The 16,370-nt window shown below is 57.6% G+C and carries 16 protein-coding genes; 8 read left to right on the forward strand and 8 right to left on the reverse strand.

Annotation, left to right across the window (positions count from 1 at the left end):
* Positions 1-96 precede the first annotated feature (96 nt).
* Positions 97-2,322, forward strand: a complete 2,226-nt coding sequence (locus VFA76_16865; GenBank protein HZR33518.1) for a DUF6600 domain-containing protein — start codon at positions 97-99, stop codon at positions 2,320-2,322.
* A gap of 42 nt (positions 2,323-2,364) precedes the next feature.
* On the opposite strand, the gene VFA76_16870 is transcribed toward VFA76_16865, so the two are convergent.
* The 3 genes from VFA76_16870 to VFA76_16880 all read right to left on the reverse strand — a co-directional run bounded on the left by VFA76_16870 (position 2,365) and on the right by VFA76_16880 (position 5,884).
* Positions 2,365-2,772, reverse strand: a complete 408-nt coding sequence (locus VFA76_16870) for a hypothetical protein (GenBank protein HZR33519.1) — start codon at positions 2,770-2,772, stop codon at positions 2,365-2,367.
* Between the two features lie 118 nt (positions 2,773-2,890).
* Complete coding sequence (locus tag VFA76_16875; protein ID HZR33520.1) at positions 2,891-4,270, reverse strand: TonB family protein; 1,380 nt, start codon at positions 4,268-4,270, stop codon at positions 2,891-2,893.
* A 156-nt stretch (positions 4,271-4,426) separates the two neighbouring features.
* The gene (locus VFA76_16880; protein HZR33521.1) at positions 4,427-5,884 is read right to left on the reverse strand and encodes a PLP-dependent aminotransferase family protein; all 1,458 of its coding nucleotides are present in this window, start codon (positions 5,882-5,884) and stop codon (positions 4,427-4,429) included.
* Positions 5,885-5,969: 85 nt separating this feature from the next.
* On the opposite strand from VFA76_16880, the gene VFA76_16885 reads away from it, so the two are divergent.
* The 4 genes from VFA76_16885 to rfbD all read left to right on the forward strand — a co-directional run bounded on the left by VFA76_16885 (position 5,970) and on the right by rfbD (position 9,378).
* A complete protein-coding gene (locus VFA76_16885) occupies positions 5,970-6,317 on the forward strand; it encodes an antibiotic biosynthesis monooxygenase (protein ID HZR33522.1) in 348 nt (115 codons plus the stop codon).
* Positions 6,314-7,810, forward strand: coding sequence for a pyridoxal-dependent decarboxylase (locus VFA76_16890; protein HZR33523.1), 1,497 nt, complete (start codon positions 6,314-6,316; stop codon positions 7,808-7,810). Before VFA76_16885 ends, VFA76_16890 begins: the two co-directional genes overlap by 4 nt.
* A gap of 94 nt (positions 7,811-7,904) precedes the next feature.
* Positions 7,905-8,471 carry a dTDP-4-dehydrorhamnose 3,5-epimerase gene (gene rfbC, locus VFA76_16895; GenBank protein ID HZR33524.1) on the forward strand — a complete coding sequence of 189 codons (567 nt, stop codon included), beginning with the start codon at positions 7,905-7,907 and terminating at the stop codon, positions 8,469-8,471.
* Positions 8,472-8,502: 31 nt separating this feature from the next.
* Positions 8,503-9,378, forward strand: coding sequence for a dTDP-4-dehydrorhamnose reductase (gene rfbD / locus VFA76_16900; protein HZR33525.1), 876 nt, complete (start codon positions 8,503-8,505; stop codon positions 9,376-9,378).
* A 31-nt stretch (positions 9,379-9,409) separates the two neighbouring features.
* On the opposite strand, the gene VFA76_16905 is transcribed toward rfbD, so the two are convergent.
* From VFA76_16905 to VFA76_16915, 3 genes are all read right to left on the reverse strand, one after another.
* Entirely contained in the window at positions 9,410-10,213 is an 804-nt protein-coding gene (locus VFA76_16905) for a glycosyltransferase family 2 protein (protein ID HZR33526.1), read from the reverse strand.
* Entirely contained in the window at positions 10,210-10,986 is a 777-nt protein-coding gene (locus VFA76_16910; protein ID HZR33527.1) for a class I SAM-dependent methyltransferase, read from the reverse strand. The genes VFA76_16905 and VFA76_16910 overlap by 4 nt, the downstream gene beginning before the upstream one ends.
* Before the next feature lie 181 nt (positions 10,987-11,167).
* A complete protein-coding gene (locus tag VFA76_16915; protein ID HZR33528.1) occupies positions 11,168-11,791 on the reverse strand; it encodes a response regulator in 624 nt (207 codons plus the stop codon).
* 130 nt (positions 11,792-11,921) lie between these two features.
* Between VFA76_16915 and VFA76_16920 the strand changes: the two genes are divergently transcribed.
* Together VFA76_16920 and VFA76_16925 are read left to right on the forward strand one after the other, a co-directional pair.
* The gene (locus VFA76_16920) at positions 11,922-13,127 is read left to right on the forward strand and encodes a glycosyltransferase (protein ID HZR33529.1); all 1,206 of its coding nucleotides are present in this window, start codon (positions 11,922-11,924) and stop codon (positions 13,125-13,127) included.
* A 9-nt stretch (positions 13,128-13,136) separates the two neighbouring features.
* Entirely contained in the window at positions 13,137-13,940 is an 804-nt protein-coding gene (locus tag VFA76_16925) for a pseudouridine synthase (GenBank protein ID HZR33530.1), read from the forward strand.
* Here VFA76_16925 and VFA76_16930 read toward each other — a convergent pair.
* Positions 13,921-14,886: an aldo/keto reductase gene (locus VFA76_16930; protein HZR33531.1), complete on the reverse strand. Its 966-nt coding sequence runs from the start codon at positions 14,884-14,886 to the stop codon at positions 13,921-13,923. The two genes, VFA76_16925 and VFA76_16930, sit on opposite strands and share 20 nt — an antisense overlap.
* Before the next feature lie 84 nt (positions 14,887-14,970).
* Positions 14,971-15,468 (reverse strand): hypothetical protein, encoded by a 498-nt coding sequence (locus VFA76_16935; protein ID HZR33532.1) that lies wholly within the window; start codon positions 15,466-15,468, stop codon positions 14,971-14,973.
* A 286-nt stretch (positions 15,469-15,754) separates the two neighbouring features.
* On the opposite strand from VFA76_16935, the gene VFA76_16940 reads away from it, so the two are divergent.
* Positions 15,755-16,150, forward strand: coding sequence for a hypothetical protein (locus VFA76_16940; protein HZR33533.1), 396 nt, complete (start codon positions 15,755-15,757; stop codon positions 16,148-16,150).
* Positions 16,151-16,370: the final 220 nt, after the last annotated feature.

Genomic DNA, 16,370 nt, shown 5'->3' on the forward strand with positions numbered 1-16,370 from the left:
CTTCGCCGAAGTAGAGAGTTTCTGGTTGAAGCGCGCCTTCGAAACTCTGCGCGCCGCCCAAAGCTGCACACGCAGCACGAGTCGAGGGAAAGAGTTATGAAAATCTTAGTGAGGTTCGGAGCGGGACTTCTTGTAATAGCGCTGCTATGCGCAGCCGCCATGGCGGACGACGATCCGCCGGGCCGCGTGGCCAGGTTGCAATACATGTCCGGACAAGTTTCGTTGCAGCCCGGTGGCCTAAACGACTGGGTTGAAGCGGTAAACAATCGCCCGCTGACTACTGCCGATCGTCTGTGGAGCGACAAAGAGTCGCGCGCCGAGCTGAATCTGGGCGCCGCCACCATGCGCGTGAACGCAGAAACCAGCCTTACGCTAACCAACCTCACGGATGGCACTCTGCAGGTCGAACTCGACCAGGGCACGCTGAATTTACGTGTCCGCCGTCTCTACCACGGCGAAATTTACGAGGTGGATACACCCAACCTTGCGTTTATGGTAATGAAAGCCGGCAACTACCGCTTCGATGTTGATCCAAATGGCGACAGCACGTTAGTTACGGTTTGGCGCGGCGAAGGCGAAGCCACCGGCGAAGGCCGCAGCGTAAGAGTGAAAGGTGACCGGCGCGCCCGCTTTACCGGCGGCGCATCTCTCGAACACGAGATTTCTGATGATCCCGAACGTGATGGCTTTGACGATTGGTGCCGTGTTCGCGACAAGCGCCAGGCTTCTTTGCAATCCGCACGCTACGTTTCGCCGAGCGTGATTGGCGCCGAGGACCTCGACGAGTACGGAACCTGGCGTGTGGTGCCTGAGTACGGCGCCATGTGGGTGCCTCGGGTAGATCCCGACTGGGCTCCTTACCACTACGGTCACTGGGCCTGGGTTGAGCCCTGGGGATGGACCTGGGTTGACGATGCTCCCTGGGGATTTGCTCCCAGCCACTATGGCCGGTGGGTGCACTACGGTGGAACTTGGGCCTGGTGTCCCGGACCCGTGGCAGCTCGTCCCGTATATGCGCCTGCTTTGGTGGCCTGGGTCGGTGGTGGAGGTGTGAGCGTCGGCGTGACCATCGGTGAAGCCCCGACCGTCGGATGGTTTCCACTCAGTTATGGTGAGCCGTATATCCCGCCGTACAGAGGAAGCCGCAACTATTTCCAAAATGTGAACGTCTCCAACACTCGCATCACGAACATCACCAACGTTACTAACAACTACTACAACAACAATACGACGATTACCAAGAACAACACCACCATCATCAACAACAACACAACGAACATCACCAACAACCGGACGACCAACGTTGCCAACAACAGCATTCACGTTAACGGCAACCACAACAATGTGCACATCCGGTATGCGAACCAGAACGTCCCCGGAGCAGTAACCGCCGTACCCGGCAATGTAATGGCGAGTTCACAGCCGGTAGCAAAGTCGGCGGTGCACGTGCCGGCAAGCGAATGGAGAAAGGCACCGGTCGGGGCAGCTCCGCCGATCGCGCCTTCAAGAGAGAGCGTCCTTGGGGAGAGAGCTGGCCGTCCCGCTTCCATGCCGCGAGGACAAGGGATCTCCAGGCCGATCGTAATGAGGACCGCGGCCCCGCCGAAACCAATTCCGTTCGCCGCTAAACAGGAAGCGCTGGAGCATAATCATGGCCGCCCGTTGGATCGCGACACAGAAAAGCAATTAAGGGAAAGAGTGGCACGGCAGCAGTCGAATGCTCCGGGAAGAATGGCGGAAAAGCAGCCTGTTCAAGCAGAAAGACCAGCAGGACCCGCTGCAACGCGCAACCCGGCTTCACACCAACCCGACCAACGACCTGCCATGCAGAGCGAAGCGCAGCCGCGTGGTCACGGTGTTCAAGCTCCCCAGAATCAAGGACCACAGGGGCATGCTGTGCCGCGGCCGCCGCAGCGCAACAGCGCACCTCAACCTAATTACCAGCCGGTAGTCAGCTCGCCGCGGCAAGGCGAACCTCGCATCGTGCGACAAGCGCCAGCAAACACCGCTCCCATTCCACGTGACGCCACACAGCATGAATCCGGAATGAATGAACCGCGTCGTCCGGACCACCAGATGACTGCTCCACGCCCACAATCTGCACCCGATCGTGGTCCGAGCAGCCCGATTGCTGCCCCCGCGCCGCGTCCAACTGAATCCCGGCCGCATGCTGAACCGGCTCACGCAGATCGGCCCGCTCCTCACGCGCAATCAGCCCCCAGCGGTGGCGGACGCCCAGCGCAATCGCCCGCTCCCAGTGCGCCACCAGCTGGACATGGAAAAGACACGAAAGACAAGGCGCACGGGGATAATAAACACTGACACCTAAGAACCCGTAGTTAAGAATACGAGTTGAAGCGCTTCTCACAGATACTTGTTGTACTCAGATCTGCTGGAGCTCTGCGGGTCGGGCAAGCGCCCGATGCTGACTGCACCACGTGGAAAGCGGAGAACATTCGGACTGATTACACCACCGTGGAAGCGCACGGCTTCAGCCGTGCGATAAGCCGGCCCAATAACCTTGGGCTTCAGCCCCTGACGAAGGAGAACATTCGGGCTGCTCCCCGCTCCTTCATATTTCGCCGCGCAAGCTCCCAATGCTGAATGCAGCACCGTGGAAGCGCACGGCTTCAGCCGTGCGATAAGCCGGCCCAATAAACCTTGGGCTTCAGCCCCTGACGATGGAGAACATTCGGGCTGCACCACCGTGGAAGCGCACGGCTTCAGCCGTGCGATAAGCCCGATGCTGATTGCAGCACCGTGGAAGCGCACGGCTTCGACCGTGCGATAAGCCCAATGCTGATTGCAGCACCGTGGAAGCGCGCGGCTTCAGCCGTGCGATAAGCCGGCCCAATAACCTTGGGCTTCAGCCCCTGAGAAAAACATTACGCTAGCGGGACATCTCGACGGGAACCACTCGAGTTGAGTTCCGTCCAAACTCAAAAGGCAGCATCCATTCCCGCGAGGCGTCTCGGCCGCCTTCGGAAGCAAATTTCCACTGCATCGCGGCCTCCATCGCCAGCCGCGCAAAATACTTGCTGGGTCCTCGCAAAACAAACTTTGCCCCGGTGACGCTCCCCGAAGGATCTACCCGCACTCGTACCTTTACCCGAATTGTGCCGTGAATGGTATCTCTCGCCGATTTAGGGACACTGGGCACAACCCGGCTCACCACCTTTTGCTGCCCGTCGGCGTTCGGGGTCTTTCCTGCCCGCACGTCAGCGGCATAAGAACTCTCAGCTGCAGGCGTGCCAGTCGAAACCTGCCGCATATGCCCGCTCGGAATGACTTTTCCCGCGGCCGGCTTCTGCTCAAATCTGGATTCTGCTGCTTTCACCGCTGCCGGCTGTTGCAATGTCGCAACCGCCACTTGCCCTTTCACGGGTTTTCGCATCAGCCTGGGGATACCCAACGCGGCTATAAGCACCACCACCGCCATCGCGGTCACCACGTAACCCATGTTGGAGGTGTTTCGATGATGCACTACCGAATGTTCGGCCCGCGCCGGCGTCCTCTGCGAAAGGCGAAGAGTAATCTGCTCGATGCTCCCGCGCTCCTGGGGTGCGACCCGCAGACAAAGGCGCGCCACCTCCAGCAGCGGAATCGGCATCTGCGCTGGAACCGCTGCAACATCCTGTTCTGGGGTGATCACCGGCAGGCGTTGCGTCAGCGCCTCGCAAATTAGAACCCCAAGCGACCAGACATCATCCGCCGGTGAGAGTGCCGGGTCGCGACTCACGGGAGGGTCGTACACGCCAGGCTGTGCCGGCTTTTTCGCAGCACTGCCTACGGTGCACATTCCGTCGCTCGAAAGTTTCAGCTGTTCCCCGACCGCTAGAACATTGGAAGGCTTCAGATGGCCATGCACCAATCCCTTGCGATGAATGAATGACAATGCGTCCAAAGTAGGCGCAAGCATCTCGTAGGCTTCCCCTGGCGTCAGCGAACGCTTCGGCAGGATCTGTGACAGATTCTCTTCCGCATATTCCATTACTACAAACAGGAGCTGTTTCTTGTCCAACTGGCAGCGACCCATTTCAAAAAGCCGAACCAAATGAGGGTGAGAGAGTTTCGCCGCCCAGTTCCAGCGCGAGAGCTGCGCCTCCGCATCTTTCGGGTCGGCCGCGATCAGTTTTATTGCGAACTTTGAACCTGGAGCTTCACTCCGTTCCGTGAGGAAGACAGCACTGTGGTCAGACCCTCCCAAATACTGGCCCAATACGTGACCATCAACCACACGGCCCTGCCACCGTTTCCAATCTTCACCCATGGGATCGGTACTCCCCCCGCTCACAAATTAGCGCCATTCTAGCAGCGTGGCTACAGCAAGTTTCACAGCGGAAGGACATGGTCGCGATGTAGCAAGAGTACGGCCATTTCTACAGCTGCTATGTACTTTCGGCACCCCGAAAATGGCTGTGGGATCTCAGTCCAGCGTCTGGCGGCAAAGCTCGGCCAGAGTCTCAATTGCATCCTCAACTTTTGGCGACCAGGGCGCGCCACAGCTCACCCGGATGAAGCCCTGGTGCTTCCGGGATGGAGAAAAAATCTCTCCCGGCAAAATGCTGATCCCGCTTTCCATGGCGCGATGATAGAGAAGAGTGCCGTCACTGTTTTTGGGGAGTTGGATCCACAACAAGTTTCCGCCCGAAGGTTGAGTCATTCGGGTCCCCGGCGAAAAGAATTTTGTGATAGCGCTCACATAGCGCGAGACGCGGTCGGCCAGCCGAATTCGTAAGCGGCGGACATAACGCTCGTAGAATCCGCTCTCCAGCAACTCCGCGATCGCCAGCTGCGGCAGCGTCGCCGTCACCAATGAGGTAATGCTTTTCAAGGTCTCGACTTCCGTGCGGAACTGCCCGGGCTCGATCCAACCCACCCGTAGTCCCGGCGCCAGCACCTTCGAAAATGATCCGCAAAGCAGGACCAATCCTTTGCGGTCGTAAGATTTTGCTGTCCGCGGCCGCGTTTGGGTATACGCCAGCTCACCATAAATATCATCTTCAATCACGGCGACGTTATGACCATGAGTAAGCGCCACCAGCTCCGCCTTTGCGTCATCGCTCATCACCGTTCCTTGCGGATTATGGCAATTCGGCATCACGATCACGGCTTTGATCTTGTTCTGCTTGATAGCACGTTCCAACAGGTCAAGATCAATTCCCGAGCGCGGATGAGCAGGCACTTCCACAACCTTAACGCCCAGCGATTCCGCTGCTTGCAGTACTCCAAAGTATGTCGGGCTCTCAACTGCTATTACTTCGCCAGGTTTTGCTACCGCTCTTAGGGCCAGGTTTAGCGCCTCAAGCCCGCCAGATGTCACCACGATGTTGTCCGGATCGCCACTAAACCCTCCGGCAAATTGCAAGCGCGCAATCTGCCGCCGCAGCTCAGCGGCCCCGTTGATGGTCCCATAAAATGCGCTGTGCAAGGGCGACCGCGCAGCCGCCCGCCGTATCGCCCGATTCACTCGCATCACCGGCAAAAGCTCGGGCCCAAGACTGCCTACCCCCAGCGGAACCAGGCTGCGATCGTTGATCCGGCGCAGCAGGTCCAGCACCTGAACTCCAATGCCCACTCCCACCGGCGAGACTAGCGCGCGCCTCGTCTTCGGTTCTGGATACGCAATCGGTTGTGCGGCATAGAACCCCGATCGCTCCCTCGACTTCACCAGCCCGTCGCGCTCCAGCCACACGTAGGCCTGCACGGCGGTCGCGGCGCTCACCCGATATTTTCGTCGCAGGTCCCGCACCGACGGCAGACGGTCTCCAATTTTGAACACACCACGTTCAATAAGCTGGCGAACGTCGCCCGCCAGCTGCAGGTACAGAGGCAGATTCCCGGAGCCCGAATCTGTATCGGTTGATATAGTCGCTTTCTGCATCTGTGCCGATCCTATCACAATTGCTATTTATTACTCAGAAGAATTTCGCTGCTGTTTCAACAGGAGACAGCGCGGAGGCGAAAAAATGGTCGTCATCGTCTTCCGTTCGAAACTTACATCCGCCGCCGGCGAAGATTACGCTGCCATGGACGCTGAGCTGAGCCGCCGCGTCAGAACTTATCCCGGTTTTATCGCGGTAAAGAGCTTCCAGGCGGAAGATGGCGAACGCCTGACCATTGTCTGGTGGAAGGACCGCATCAGCCTGAAAGAATGGCAGCATGATCCCCGCCATTTGCAAGCCAAGAGCGCAGGACGCCAGCGCTGGTACGAGTACTACAAGATGGAAGTGGCCGAAGTCTTCCACGAATCCGGCTTCGAAAGGGCGCACTCAATTGAAGATATGATCTCTGCCATCGTTGGGGAGCACGCATGAGTCCTAAAGAGGAAACACTCGATCCCCAGGCTTGGGGACCGGTTCGCGAATTGGGCCATGAAATGTTGGACGACCTGTTCGCCTATCTTCAAAGCGTTCGCGAACGGCCAGTCTGGGCGCCGTTGCCCGCAGAACTGGCGCAGCATTTTCAAAGGCCCATACCGCAAGAGGGAGAAGGGCTCGAACAGGCATATGCAGATTTCGTACGAGACGTCCTCCCCCATCCGCTGGGCAACATTCACCCCAGATTCTGGGCATGGGTATGTGGCACGGGCACGGTCGGTGGGATGCTGGCGGAGATGCTTCTGGGTGGCATTAACTCCAGCGTGCACGGCGCTGCCCAGGCAGCAGTGAAGGTTGAGGAGCAAGTCATCTCCTGGTGTAAGGAAATGCTCGGCTACTCCGCTGATGCCAGCGGGATTCTGGTGAGCGGTGGGTCCATGGCCAATCTGGTTGGACTGGCGGTGGCGCGAAACACCAAGGCAGGAGTTGACGTAAATGATCGCGGGCTGCAAGCAGCACCGCCGCTCACTATCTATTGCTCAACTGAAACCCACAATAGTGTGCACAAAGCCATGGGCTTGCTCGGATTAGGACGGCAGTCCCTGCGTCTCGTCCCAGTGAACGCGGAATTCGAAATTGACCTTTCAGAGCTGAAGAAAACTATTGCCGACGACAAAGCCCGCGGCTTTAAGCCCATCTGCATCATCGGCAACGCCGGAACCGTTAACACCGGCGCGATTGACGATCTCAACGCTCTCGCCGACATTTGTCAGTGCGAAGATATGTGGTTCCATGTGGATGGGGCTTTCGGGGCAATAACAGCAATTTCTCCTGCCTTGGCTCCTAAGATCACAGGAATGGAACGCGGCGACTCGCTCGCCTTCGACTTTCACAAATGGATGTACATGCAGTATGACGGCGGATGCACCCTCGTCCGCCATGCAAAGGCCCACCACGATGCCTTCACTGTCGCCAGCAGCTACTTGAATCATGGCACACGTGGTCTTGCCTCCGGTGATACGTGGTTCAGTGAGTATGGAATTGAGCTCTCGCGCCAGTTCCGTGCGCTGAAGATTTGGATGTCAATCAAGGAGCACGGTATCCGAAAGTATGCCCGGCTCGTGGAGCAAAATGTTGCTCAGGCACAGTATCTCGTCGGCCTCGTGAACTCCTCTCCTCAGCTTGAGGTGTTGGCGCCCGCGCCGCTGAACATAGTCTGCTTCCGCTTCAAAGAGTCTAGGCTGAGCGAAGCGTCGCTTAATGAGCTCAACCAAGAGATACTTCTGCAATTGCAAGAGCAGGGCATTGCAGCGCCATCTTCCACCTTGCTGAACGGAAAATTTGCCATTCGCGTGGCCATCAGCAATCACCGCAGCCGCTTCCAGGATTTCGACGTGCTTGCGAGAGAAGTAGCGCGCTTGGGAAATCAGCTTCTTCAGCGCTTCAGCAACCCGGAGAACAAAGCACTCTCATTGAGCGAATCCGCCTAGCGGAACCCACCCCTTGGGAGTAAAAGTTTGATGCACGCCTGATTCTTGCAAGCTTTGCCTCGCTTTGCTGCTACTGCTATTCTTTTTCTTCTCCATGGCAATTCAGGTTGAGTCACGGCAACTGCGCGACGTTCTCGTGCTTGTTCCCCAGGTCTTCGAGGATGAACGCGGCTTCTTCCTGGAGAGTTTTCGCGCCGACCAGTTCCGTGAGCTTGGCTTGCCTACAGAGTTTCCGCAGGACAATCATTCGCGTTCGCGCAAAGGCGTGATTCGCGGCCTGCACTTTCAGTGGGATCCACCGATGGGCAAGCTGATGCGCGTCACGTACGGAGAGGCATTCGTCATTGCTGTGGACATCCGCAAGGGATCTCCGACTCTGGGACAATGGTTCGGCGTCATCGCCTCGAGCGGCAACCAGAAGCAGGTTTGGGCGCCGCCCGGCTTCGCTCGCGGATTTTGTGCTTTGTCTGATTTTGCGGAGGTCCAGTATAAGTGCACCGCCCTGTGGAACCCCAAGGCGGAATCCGGCATTCGCTGGAATGATCCCCAGGTGGGTATTACCTGGCCCATCGAGAAACCCTTGCTCTCTCCCAAAGACGCGCAGGCCCAGACTTTGCAGGAGTGGTTGAAGTCGCCAGATTCGGATCGCTTCACCTATTAAGGACGACGGGAACTCAGATGCGGGAACTCAGATGAAAGTAGTGCTGATCGGGGCAAACGGCCAGTTGGGTACAGATCTGAATCGCACGCTCGCCGCTCAGGGAACTTCAGTCAAACCATTCACTCATAACGATCTCGACGTCCGCGACACCGGGAAGATCGAGAACGTGATTTCTTCCGCCCAGCCAGACGCGGTGATCAGCACCGCCGCCTTCCACAAAGTCGAAGTTTGCGAGACCGAACCAGAGACTTCGTTTTCTGTGAACTCCATCGCTCCCCGCAATCTGGCGCTCGCTTGCCGCCGCCACAATGCGGTGCTGGTCAACTTCAGCACTGATTATGTTTTCGATGGCGCCAAACGCCAGCCCTACCTGGAAGAAGACCGGCCCTCTCCCCTGAATGTGTATGGCGTCTCCAAGCTGGCGGGCGAGTACATGCTGGCGCTCACTTGGGAGCGCCACTTCATAGTTCGTACATGCGGTTTATATGGCGTGGCGGGCAGCGCCGGAAAAGGCGGAAACTTCGTCGAAACTATGCTGAAGAAAGGTGCAGCTGCCGAGGAAATCCGTGTGGTGAGCGATCAGGTGCTCACGCCGACCTTCACCGGCGATCTGGCCGAAGCCGTGGCCCAGCTTATTAAGACCGATGCCTATGGGCTCTACCACGTGACCGCCGAAGGCGAATGTTCCTGGCACCAGTTCGCCCAAAAAATATTCGAACTGGAAGGGCTGCGGCCCAAGCTCTCGCCGGTTTCGAGTTCCGAGTTCGCCAGTCCGGTGCGCCGTCCCAGCTATTCCGTTCTGAGCAAGGAAAAGGTCTCTCGACTCGGAATTAAAATGTCGGCCTGGGAAGAGGGCCTGCGGCGATACCTGGCCGCACGGAGACAAAAAAAAGCTACGCCGGTCTGATCAAGTTCCCGCAGCTTATCGGGTTTTCAGATTATTTCGGCGCAGACCCCATCGCGGCGGCCGCCGGATCCTCACTGGACAGCCGGCGATAACGCGCCCTAAGGCTTTCGAATTGCCGGGAACGATGTAATCCCGAGCGATGGAGCATAAAACGAAACAGCAACCATAGAATCTTCAGACCATATATCGTGCTCTGAAAAAAGCTGGCCGATGAGGCTTCCGCAAAGTAGCGCACCGGCACGGCAATCTCGCCAATGCGGAACTGTCCCGCCACTGCCTGCGCAATGATTTCCTGATCGAAAACAAACCCATCCGAGTTCATCTGGAAATTCACCGTCTCCAGCACGTCGCGTCGGAATGCACGATATCCGGTGTGATACTCGCTATGATTGAGTCCAAACGCCCAGTTCTCTAAATTCGTCAGAAAGCGGTTGGCAATGTACTTCCACCAAGGCATTCCCTGGCCGACGGCAGATCCCTGCTTGAGTCGCGACCCCAACACCAAATCGGCATTGCCGCTCAAAATTGGGTCTATGATTTGCGGCAAAAGCGTTGGATCATACTGATAATCCGGATGCACCATCACCACGATTTCAGCGCCAGCGTTGAGGGCTTCTGTGTAACAGGTCTTCTGATTGGCCCCGTAACCGTAATTACGATTGTGGACAAAAACTTCCAGATTCAGCTTGCTTGCGATGTCCAGCGTTGAATCAGTTGATCCGTCATCCACCAGGATCACAAGGTGCACCTGGTCTTTGGGGAGTTCCTCGTAAGTCATCCGGAGCGTGCGGCCCGCGTTGTATGCCGGCATCACCACCACAACCTTCGGATTCATTGCGCGGCTCCCTTGCGCGTCAGGGCGACGAATTGATAGGCGAACATTGTCTTCCAGCGTCGGGCCACAAATGCGCTCATGCCATGCACCGTGTCTAACATTCTCCCATGATAACGTTCGGGCACTACTAAAGGCAGTGGGGCCGGTGTCGTGGTTAGCTTGAGGACTGTCAATCCAGCTTCCCGCAACAGCCGTCTAAATGAAGATAGTGTGAAAAAGCGCAGGTGCGTGCGGTCGAGCACGCCTCTTTCCGCATAATCGAATCTTCCCAGGCAGAGTTGCAGGCGCACCCAGAGATGCGCGGCGTTGGGCACGGAAACCACTGCAACCCCTTCCGGTTTAAGCTGTTGCCGCAAATCTACAAGCACCCGCAACGGATTCTTCAAATGCTCCAGCACGTCCGCGCACAGCACCACGTCAAATGGTCCCTCCAGATTCGGAAGTGAATAGTCTAGATCAGCCACAATAACCTTATGGCACTTTCGGCGCGCCATTTCTGCCAGGGTCGGATCCCCTTCAAGAGCGGTCACTTCGTATCCATGTGTAGTAAGCACCTGCGCCATATCGCCCTGCGCGGCGCCCACGTCGAGCAGACGCTGGCCCTTTCCCTCCCCGAGCAGCGCAACGATCACAGAGTGGCTGGAATGCCGGTCCTTCTTTACCGGATACGGCACTGCTGCCCAGCTTGAGTGGAGTGCGGCCGACTCCGAGGTTGGTAGCGCGTTTCCCATCCAGCTTGGACCTTGGTCGCCAGAAATTGGGTGAGAGCCCATGCTTCACACCACATTCCGCTAAAAAACTAACGGAAGTCGCACTTGTGTGTGCGCAATAGTTCTTAATGACGTTTGTCTTGCGACTCTAACATGACGCTCGACGAAAAGTCACTGCACCGATACCCGCTGCAACGCTGGTTCAGAGCGGTGAATGTTCAGAGCTGTGAATGAAGAGGTTACCTCAGCTTGGCAGCAGTACTGAAGACGCGTCAGACGAAGACTCCCGTAGCTTGCCCACAAGCACGTCCGGCTCGATCGGCTTTGGTAGCAGCTCAAAGGAATATCCCTGTGCCAGCGCCGTCTTCAGCAACTCACTGGTAACCGATTGGCCCGAAAACAGCAATATTCGCGCGTCGGGACACATCTCATGGATCGCCTTTGCGGTCTCAATTCCGTTCATCTGTGGCATGAGCACATCGGCGAGAACGGTGTCTGGACAATCCTGCAGTACCAGCCGGATCGCCTCCCGCCCGCCATAAGCGACCTGGGTCTTAAATCCGTGTTCATCAAGAATCTGCGCAATAGTATTGGCGATATTTTGCTCATCATCCACTACCAGCACGCTCTGTTTGTGACCGTTGGTCCCGCGTGTCGTCGGTTTTCCGACTACCCGGAGCTCTTTTTGAATGCGCCGCAGCTCTGCCTTCAGGGCATCTTCCACCCGCTGTGAGCGCCGCTCACCCTGTGCCACGCGGCTTACATACGAACGGTCGACCCCAAGTTGTCGTGCTACGCGGCTGTACACTCCTTTGAATAACCCGAATGCTTGCGGTGTCAGGCCTCGATGGTTTTTCTTTTTCTTCATTTTTCCGTCTCTGAATCCCTTGCAAATGCGTCGTAACCGCACCAGTTATGTCTTATAAAGTAGGTTGCTCCCGCTGAGAGCGGAGTTGTAAGCCGCCGTCCCAACGCTGCAAACGTGGTAATTTTTCGCCATGCAACCTTTTACGCCGGCCGCCCTGGCAGCAGCAACGCTGGTTTGCCTGATGTGGATTTACCTGCTGGTTGGGCGCGGAAGATTCTGGCGGGTCGGCGTAGAAGCACCAGAAAGAGTCGGGGAACTCAAAGCTAGTGTTGCGGTCATCATCCCGGCAAGGAATGAAGCCGCCTTCATCGAGCCAAACCTTGTATCGTTACTGGAACAAACCTGCAACCGCTCGCTTCACATTTTGTTGGTTGATGATGGCAGCACTGACGCCACCGTCCACATTGCTCGCCAGGCAACTCAAAAAATTGTAAGCCAGGGAGGCGGCCCGGCATCGTTCAACCTCATTCAAGGCCAGCCGCTTCCGCCGGGATGGTCGGGAAAGTTGTGGGCCATGCAGCAGGGAATCGAAGCGGCTTGCCGGCTCAATCCCACATTCTTCATGTTTTCCGATGCCGACATTGTGTATCGCCCGGAAAACGTAGCTGCTCTGGTGGCGATCGCTCAGGCCGGAGGCTACGACCTCGCATCGTTCATGGTGAAATTGCATTGCCAAAGCTTCGCGGAGAAGCTTCTAATTCCTGCATTCGTATATTTTTTCTTTCAGCTTTACCCGCCTTCTTGGATTGCCGATCCCAAGCGCTCCACCGCCGGAGCCGCCGGGGGATGTCTCCTCATCCGCCCTGAAGCCCTGGCTCGCGCCGGAGGACTCGAAGCCATTCGCAATGAAATTATTGACGATTGTTCTCTCGCCAGAGCCGTAAAAGGCAGCGGCAGCAAGGTGTGGCTGGGGCTCACAGATTCTGCCAGAAGTATCCGCCCCTATGATTCGTTTCGCACGATCGGCCGCATGATCTCGCGCAACGCCTTCAGCCAACTGCGGCATTCGACTCTGCTGCTCGCGGTTGCGCTACTTGGACTCACCATCACCTACCTTCTTCCTCCGGCGTTGCTATTCGCGACCCGGCCGCTTCCCGCGTTGCTCGCGGCCGTAGCGTGGGCGCTGATGACAATCACATATTTTCCGCTCGTAAGGTTTTACCGGCTGCATCCGCTCTGGGCATTGACGCTGCCCGTGACCGCTCTGTTCTACATGGCCGCCACCCTGCATTCTGCCGTGAGTTTTTGGAGGGGCCGCGGAGGTCAGTGGAAGGGAAGAGTACAGGACCAGAAAATAACCGACTCACTGGAGAAGCGAAGCCTGAATCCACTCTAGCGGAACCCTATGCCGCGCCCCCACACTCAGCGACGGATCGGCCTGGCCCGGGCCATCTCGAAACTTGGTTATTGCTCCCGCGCCCAGGCCGCGCGATTAATTCGCGATGGCAAGGTCAAGCTCAACCACGCCGTCCGTCACGACCCGGAAACTCCCGTCAACCTGCAAGACGACGCAATCGAAGTAGACGGCCAGCCGATCGCTGCCGGCCCCAAGACTTACCTCATGCTTAACAAACCCCGTAACGTCGTCACGACCGCTTCCGACGAAAAAGGCCGCGACACCGTCTATTCACTCCTCTCCCCGAACCTGCCATGGCTCGCGCCCGTGGGCCGCCTGGACAAAGCCAGCGAAGGTCTGCTGTTGCTGACCAACGATTCAGAGTGGGCGGCGCGCATCACCTCGCCGGAGAGTCACCTCGAAAAGACCTATCACGTGCAGATCGCCGGCATAGCAGACGCCAGGCTGCTCACGACTCTGCGCCAGGGCGTCAGCGATCAACGCGACTTTCTCCGCGTCAAAGCTGCCCGTATGATTCGCATCGGCCAGCGCAATACCTGGCTCGAGATTGTGCTCGATGAGGGCAAGAACCGCCACATCCGCCGCCTGCTGGCGCATCTCAGCGTCGACGTTCTGCGGCTGGTGCGCATCGCCGTCGGACCACTTCAATTGGGAGACCTACCCAAGCGCGGCTCTCGATTGCTTACCGCCGGCGAGAAGCGGGCTCTGGATGAGGCCATGGCTCTCGCACCTCGGGAACGCAGCCGAAGCTCGTCGTCAGTCGCCCGCGCCCCTACTCGTAGAAGTTCCTGATCCAGCGATACTTTCGGACCTTCTGGAGCACCGCGGGCGGCAGCGGCCCCGCATCCGACGCCGCGGCATTCGGGCCCACGTGAGCCGGCGTACGCATTCCCGGTATCACCGTCGAAACCGCCGGGTGGCTCAGACAGAAGCGCAACGCGATCTCCGGCAGCTGCTCCGGAGTAATACCAAGATCTTTCGTCAGCCGCTGCACGCGCTCCCATACTTGTTGCTTGCGGTCTCCCCCAAAATACTGGTGCCGAAAGTCGCCCTCCGGAAACTTCGTCTCCGGCCGAATCTTGCCCGTTAGGCTGCCCTCGTCGAAGGGCACACGGGCGATCACCCCAATCTTGTTCTTTTGGCAGTAGGGAAGCAGCTTGTCTTCAGGAGCCTGATCGAAAATGTTGTAAATCACCTGCACCGTATCAAGGAGTCCGGTCTCAAGACCTTTCAGCGAGTTGTCGGGCTGGTGATCATTGATGGATATCCCTACGAACCTGGCCTTGCCCGAGCTCTTGATCTCGCGGGCCGTGTCCAGCCACTCTTGTTCTTTCGCCCACTCGTCGGTCCACACGTGGAATTGGTACACATCCACGTGTTCGCGTCCCAGGTTCTTTAGGGTCTTATCCAGGCAGGAGAGGACGTACTCTTTTGGAAAAACTTCCTCCAGCGGGGTGCCTCGTTGTGCCGGCCAGACGAAATTCTTGGGCGGCACTTTGCTGGCAATAACCACGTCCTTGGATTTTCCGAATGCACGCGCCAGAAGTTGTTCGCTGTGGCCCATGCCATAGGCCAGTGCCGTGTCGAAAAAATTCACCCCGGCATCGCGCGCCGCTTTCAGCGACTTGAGGGAGACTTCATCCTCGGCGCCCATCCACTCGCTCTTCCCAATTCCCCAGGCGCCGTAACCAATCTCGCTCACCTCGAGCCCCGTCCTGCCCAGTTGCCGATATTTCATCGCTCGCTCTCAGCGTCCGCCGCTCATACCAGCGCGGGCGCGCCTGTAGTTTATCGCAGGCGGTTGGGGGCCTCTGCTCCAAGGCTAGATCGGCGGGTCGTCCTCCTCCACCAAGTCGAGGCGTTTGAGCAGGACGGAAACCAGGCTACCGCCGTTGGCGTTCAACTCTTCGTGTTGCTTGATGGAGAGCAGCTCACCAGCAGTCTCAGGATAGTCCTGGCGAACCAAGGCTTCGGCGACGTCGGGCTGGATCTGCTTCAGATTGTGGGCAGCAGTTTGCAGGGCGTAAAGCATGAGGCCGGCTTTGCGCTCGGTGAGGGCATCGGTGGTGATGGCTTCGAGCACGCGCATCAGGCTGACCTGGACGGCGGCAGCGTCCTCCAGCGGCGGCAGTGCAATGGGGTGCTGAATAATGGGGTGCTGAATAGTGCCTACAGGACGAGCGCTCGTGCGACGGCGCGGACGTTGGCGGAAACTCTGGTGGAAGTGGCAGTAGAGTTTGCCGCGCATCGCGGGCGACCCGCAGCGCAGTCCATTGATGTGTTTGTGAGAACAACGTGGCACCGACTTTGGCAATTGCATTGCGGAACCTATCCCCTGTGGTCTACAAAAAAGTGGTCTAGAAAACTGACGGTGCTCGCAAGCAGAGCACAGAAGTAGTCTGGAGAAATCGCGGGATATTAAGCAAGGGGAAAGTGGAGTGGAGAGGGAAATTCCAGCTGGGCAACGCCCGTCCAGGGACCTACACCTACGGTTTACAAAAAGCAGCGGAGGATCGCAGCCCTTTCTCGCAAGCCGCCCGAGCTAGGAGTAAGATAATTTGGCATCAGGATGGTGGCGACATCCGTCGAAGTCACCCGGTGATCGCATGATTACATCGGATCTAAATGCAACGTTTGGGTACCCAAGAGAATTGTGGGACGCTGCCAAGAAGGAAGGCCTCGCGATTCTCATCCTCAGAGCGCGCGGCGGCGTTATGATCCAATACGGTGAATTCGCTGCTGAGCTGCACCGTATCTCCTTCGACCCGCACGGTACGGAGTTTCGAAACTTTCTCGGACAGTTGTCGTTCGAGGAAGATGCTGCGGGCCGTGGCATGATAACTGCGATTGTAGTTCACAAGTCGGACGGCCATCCCGGTCGAGGATTTTTCGCGCTAGCACGGGAGCTCGGGCGGAACGTAGATGACCCTGAGAAGTGCTGGGCTGAAGAAGTGGCTAGGGTGTTTGCCGACTGGCAGCCACAGGCAAGAGCCGGTGACTAGCGATACACGTAAGTCCTCCGGTTACGGACTTCTGCACGCGTTTTGCCCAACTGCTAACACCCTGTCATCCTGAGTGAGGCGCGACTAAAAAAGAAGAGCGCCGAACGTCAGGACCTTGCGTTTAGCTCCAACGAGCCGCCCAGCTAACACCTGACCACTAGAACCGGAACGGAATCCTTAAAACAACCCCCGCGCCCTATTCCAATGCTAGACTGTGCCC

The sequence above is a fragment of the Terriglobales bacterium genome (assembly GCA_035651655.1).
Taxonomy (GTDB): domain Bacteria; phylum Acidobacteriota; class Terriglobia; order Terriglobales; family Acidobacteriaceae; genus DASRFG01.

Bases quoted from the DNA above. Each gene is read 5' to 3' on its own strand.
- VFA76_16885 (HZR33522.1), top strand. From the start codon at position 5,970: ATGGTCGTCATCGTCTTCCGTTCGAAACTTACATCCGCCGCCGGCGAA.
- VFA76_16890 (HZR33523.1), top strand. From the start codon at position 6,314: ATGAGTCCTAAAGAGGAAACACTCGATCCCCAGGCTTGGGGACCGGTT.
- VFA76_16880 (HZR33521.1), bottom strand. From the start codon at position 5,884: ATGCAGAAAGCGACTATATCAACCGATACAGATTCGGGCTCCGGGAAT.
- VFA76_16865 (HZR33518.1), top strand. From the start codon at position 97: ATGAAAATCTTAGTGAGGTTCGGAGCGGGACTTCTTGTAATAGCGCTG.
- rfbD (HZR33525.1), top strand. From the start codon at position 8,503: ATGAAAGTAGTGCTGATCGGGGCAAACGGCCAGTTGGGTACAGATCTG.
- rfbC (HZR33524.1), top strand. From the start codon at position 7,905: ATGGCAATTCAGGTTGAGTCACGGCAACTGCGCGACGTTCTCGTGCTT.
- VFA76_16875 (HZR33520.1), bottom strand. From the start codon at position 4,270: ATGGGTGAAGATTGGAAACGGTGGCAGGGCCGTGTGGTTGATGGTCAC.
- VFA76_16935 (HZR33532.1), bottom strand. From the start codon at position 15,468: ATGCAATTGCCAAAGTCGGTGCCACGTTGTTCTCACAAACACATCAAT.
- VFA76_16910 (HZR33527.1), bottom strand. From the start codon at position 10,986: ATGGGCTCTCACCCAATTTCTGGCGACCAAGGTCCAAGCTGGATGGGA.
- VFA76_16940 (HZR33533.1), top strand. From the start codon at position 15,755: ATGATTACATCGGATCTAAATGCAACGTTTGGGTACCCAAGAGAATTG.
- VFA76_16915 (HZR33528.1), bottom strand. From the start codon at position 11,791: ATGAAGAAAAAGAAAAACCATCGAGGCCTGACACCGCAAGCATTCGGG.
- VFA76_16930 (HZR33531.1), bottom strand. From the start codon at position 14,886: ATGAAATATCGGCAACTGGGCAGGACGGGGCTCGAGGTGAGCGAGATT.
- VFA76_16925 (HZR33530.1), top strand. From the start codon at position 13,137: ATGCCGCGCCCCCACACTCAGCGACGGATCGGCCTGGCCCGGGCCATC.
- VFA76_16920 (HZR33529.1), top strand. From the start codon at position 11,922: ATGCAACCTTTTACGCCGGCCGCCCTGGCAGCAGCAACGCTGGTTTGC.
- VFA76_16905 (HZR33526.1), bottom strand. From the start codon at position 10,213: ATGAATCCGAAGGTTGTGGTGGTGATGCCGGCATACAACGCGGGCCGC.